The organism is Massilia horti (assembly GCF_004614195.1).
Taxonomy (GTDB): Bacteria; Pseudomonadota; Gammaproteobacteria; order Burkholderiales; family Burkholderiaceae_D; genus Telluria; species Telluria horti.
On record NZ_SPUM01000142.1, the window covers coordinates 1 to 3,245 of the forward strand.

Sequence of the window (3,245 nt, forward strand, 5' to 3'; positions counted from 1 at the left end):
GCCACCGCGGCCGCCGAGCCGCCCGAGGAGCCGCCTGGCACCGCCGACGCGTCCCATGGGTTTTTCACCGCGCCGAACGCCGAGTTTTCGTTCGAGGAGCCCATCGCGAACTCGTCGCAATTGACCTTGCCCAGCGTGACCATGCCGGCCGCGTTGAAGCGTTCGACGACAGTCGCGTCAAACGGGCTGACGTAGTTGCCCAGCATTTTGGAGCCGGCGGTCGAGCGCCAGTCGCGGGTCACGAAGATGTCCTTGTGCGCGATCGGAATGCCGGTCAGCGGACCGGCCGAGCCTTCGGCCAGGCGCGCGTCGGCGGCGCGCGCCTGGGCCAGCGACAGCTCCGGGTCCACATGCAGGAACGCGTTGTGGTGGCTGGCGCCGATGCGCTGCAGGTAGTGGCTGGTCAGCTCGAGCGCGGACACCTGTTTCGAGTGCAGCAGCGCGGACAGCTCTTTGATAGTCTTGTCATGCATGGTTCGATCCGTGAGATACTTGATTACTCGATAACTTTCGGCACCAGGTACAGGCCGTCCTGGTTCTTCGGCGCCACCGCCTGGTAGTCGTCGCGCCGGTTCTCTTCGGTGACCACGTCTTCGCGCAGGCGCAGCGGCAGCGACATGATCGCGGCCAGCGGCTGTGACAGCGGCGCAACGCCGCTGGTGTCGACCGCCTGCATTCTCTCCGCCAGGGCGAAGATGCCATTGAGCTCACCCAGCGCGGTTTCGGCGTGGGCTTCGTCCAGGTCGAGCTGGGCCAGGTTGGCGATCCGTTTTACGTCTGAAAGTGTCAGGGACATGGCTATTGGCGCGGCGCGGCCGCATTCAAATTAGGTGGTTGGGCGGATAATGGTGCGTCGATAAGAGTGGGCTAAAGCGCGTAAAACCTTGGCAATGCCGTTGATCTCGCTTGTTCAAATCGGTGCGTTTTTCCGCTGGGATTCATCATTTAAACGTCAAATTATAAGGTAGAATGGCGGGCTAATGCGTTTTCGGCCAGTGGCCGGCGCCGACGGCGTCCAAGACCGCGTTGCAATGGAGTCAAGATCCGCGGCGTTAGTTCCCCATCAATGTTTAGCGCAGCACCTTGCGCATCAGGACACACATGTTTGGTTTTTTACGCAGCTATTTTTCGAACGACCTGGCAATCGACCTGGGTACCGCCAATACGCTGATCTATGTGCGCGGGCTGGGCATTGTCCTCGATGAACCGTCAGTCGTCGCGATCCGCCAGGAAGGCGGCCCGAATGGCAAGAAGACGATCCAGGCAGTCGGCAAGGAAGCCAAGCAGATGCTTGGCAAGGTCCCTGGTAATATCGAAGCGATCCGTCCGATGAAGGATGGCGTGATCGCCGACTTCACCGTCACCGAGCAGATGCTCAAGCAGTTCATCCGCATGGTGCACGACTCCAAGTTCTTCCGTCCGTCGCCGCGCATCATCATCTGCGTGCCGTGCGGCTCCACCCAAGTCGAGCGCCGCGCGATCCGCGAATCGGCGCTGGGCGCGGGCGCTTCGCAGGTGTACCTGATCGAAGAGCCGATGGCCGCCGCGATCGGCGCCGGCCTGCCGGTGGCAGAGGCGACCGGCTCGATGGTGGTGGACATCGGCGGCGGCACCACCGAGGTCGGCATCATCTCGCTGGGCGGGATGGTCTACAAGGGTTCGGTGCGCGTGGGCGGTGACCGCTTCGACGACGCGATCGTCAATTACATCCGCCGCAATTACGGCATGCTGATCGGCGAGCAGACCGCCGAGGCGATCAAGAAGGCGATCGGTTCGGCCTTCCCGGGCTCCGAAGTCAAGGAGATGGAAGTCAAGGGCCGCAACCTGTCCGAAGGTATCCCGCGCTCGTTTACGATCTCGTCCAACGAGATCCTCGAAGCGCTGACCGACCCGCTGAACAACATCGTCTCCGCGGTCAAGAACGCGCTCGAGCAGACCCCGCCGGAACTGGGCGCGGACATCGCCGAGAAGGGCATGATGCTGACCGGCGGCGGCGCGCTGCTGCGCGACCTGGATCGCCTGCTGATGGAAGAGACCGGCCTGCCGGTGCTGGTGGCCGAAGACCCGCTGACCTGCGTGGTGCGCGGCTCCGGCATGGCGCTTGAGCGCATGGACAAGCTGGGCTCGATCTTCTCTTACGAGTAAGCGCTCTTTGCGCAAGGCGCGGGCAGGGCGTTCGGCATAGCGGCCGCGCGTGCTGCCCGCGTTGACGTTCCTGGCCGTTCCTCGTCATTATTGGAAGTTATGGAATACAGTCCTCCGCCACTTTTCAAACAAGGCGCCCCTGCGCGGGTCAAGGTGACGGTGTTCGCACTCATTTCGATTCTCCTCTTGGTGGTGGACGCGCGCTTTCATGCGCTCGCCACGGTGCGCCAGGTGGCTGCCACCGTGCTGTACCCGTTCCAGATGGCCGCCCTGATGCCGCGCGACGCGCTGGCCTCGATGTCCGATTATTTTTCGTCGCTGTCGGCCCTGCAGAAGGAAGTGCGCGACCTGAAGAGCCAGCAGGTCGGGCTGGCCCAGGCCGTGCAGCAGGCCCAGCTCCAGATGGCCGAGAACGCCCAGCTGCGGCGCCTGATGGACGCGCGCGAGCACCTGCCGGTCAAGTCGATCATGAGCGAGATCCTGTACGACGCGCGCGACCCGTCCACCCGCAAGATCGTGCTCGACCGCGGCGCGCGCGCCGGCGTGCAGAATGGGCTGCCCGTGATCGACAACGCCGGCGTGGTCGGCCAGGTCACGCGCGTGTTCCCGTTCACCTCCGAAGTTACGCTGCTGACCGACAAGGAGCAGGCGATTCCCGTGCAGGTACTGCGCTCGGGCCTGCGCAGCGTGGCCTACGGCCGCGGCCACTCGAATGTGCTGGATTTGCGCTTCGTGGTGCCCAATGCCGACATCCAGGTGGGTGACATCCTGATCACGTCGGGCCTGGACGGCATTTACCCGGCCGGGCTGGCGGTGGCCAAGGTGATCCAGGTCGAGACTGTGGGTGCCGGCGCGTTCGGGCGCGTGGTGTGCCAGCCGCTGGCCGGCATCGAGCGCAACCGCCAGCTCCTGATCGTGATGTCGCAGGAAAGCATGCCGCCGCGCCCGCCGGCCGAGCCGGGCAGGACGATCGGGGGCAACAAGAGCAAACTGCCGAAGATGGAGCCGATCCCGGCGCCGCCGTTGCCGGCCACGCCGCTGCCGCCGGCCGCGCAGAGCGCCGCTACGCAGCCGCAGACGGCTGGCGCGGTGCCTGGTGT

General features: G+C 64.7%; 4 protein-coding genes. 2 read left to right on the top strand and 2 right to left on the bottom strand.

The genetic code is table 11. The features are described 5' to 3' along the window. Nucleotides 1-473 (bottom strand): amidase (locus tag E4O92_RS22270; protein WP_267873795.1); only part of this gene is annotated, 473 nt, incomplete at its 3' end. Nucleotides 474-496: 23 nt separating this feature from the next. Next, a complete protein-coding gene (gene gatC, locus E4O92_RS22275) occupies nucleotides 497-796 on the bottom strand; it encodes an Asp-tRNA(Asn)/Glu-tRNA(Gln) amidotransferase subunit GatC (RefSeq protein ID WP_135191841.1) in 300 nt (99 codons plus the stop codon). A gap of 305 nt (nucleotides 797-1,101) precedes the next feature. Here gatC and E4O92_RS22280 point away from each other — a divergent pair, with 305 nt between their 5' ends. Both E4O92_RS22280 and mreC read left to right on the top strand, forming a co-directional pair. Beyond that, nucleotides 1,102-2,145 (top strand): rod shape-determining protein, encoded by a 1,044-nt coding sequence (locus tag E4O92_RS22280; RefSeq protein ID WP_135191842.1) that lies wholly within the window; start codon nucleotides 1,102-1,104, stop codon nucleotides 2,143-2,145. A gap of 99 nt (nucleotides 2,146-2,244) precedes the next feature. Then, nucleotides 2,245-3,245 (top strand): rod shape-determining protein MreC (gene mreC / locus E4O92_RS22285; RefSeq protein ID WP_135191843.1); only part of this gene is annotated, 1,001 nt, incomplete at its 3' end.

Excerpts from the sequence above, each read along its gene's own strand:
- gatC (WP_135191841.1), bottom strand. The coding sequence starts at position 796 with ATGTCCCTGACACTTTCAGACGTAAAACGGATCGCCAACCTGGCCCAG.
- E4O92_RS22280 (WP_135191842.1), top strand. The coding sequence starts at position 1,102 with ATGTTTGGTTTTTTACGCAGCTATTTTTCGAACGACCTGGCAATCGAC.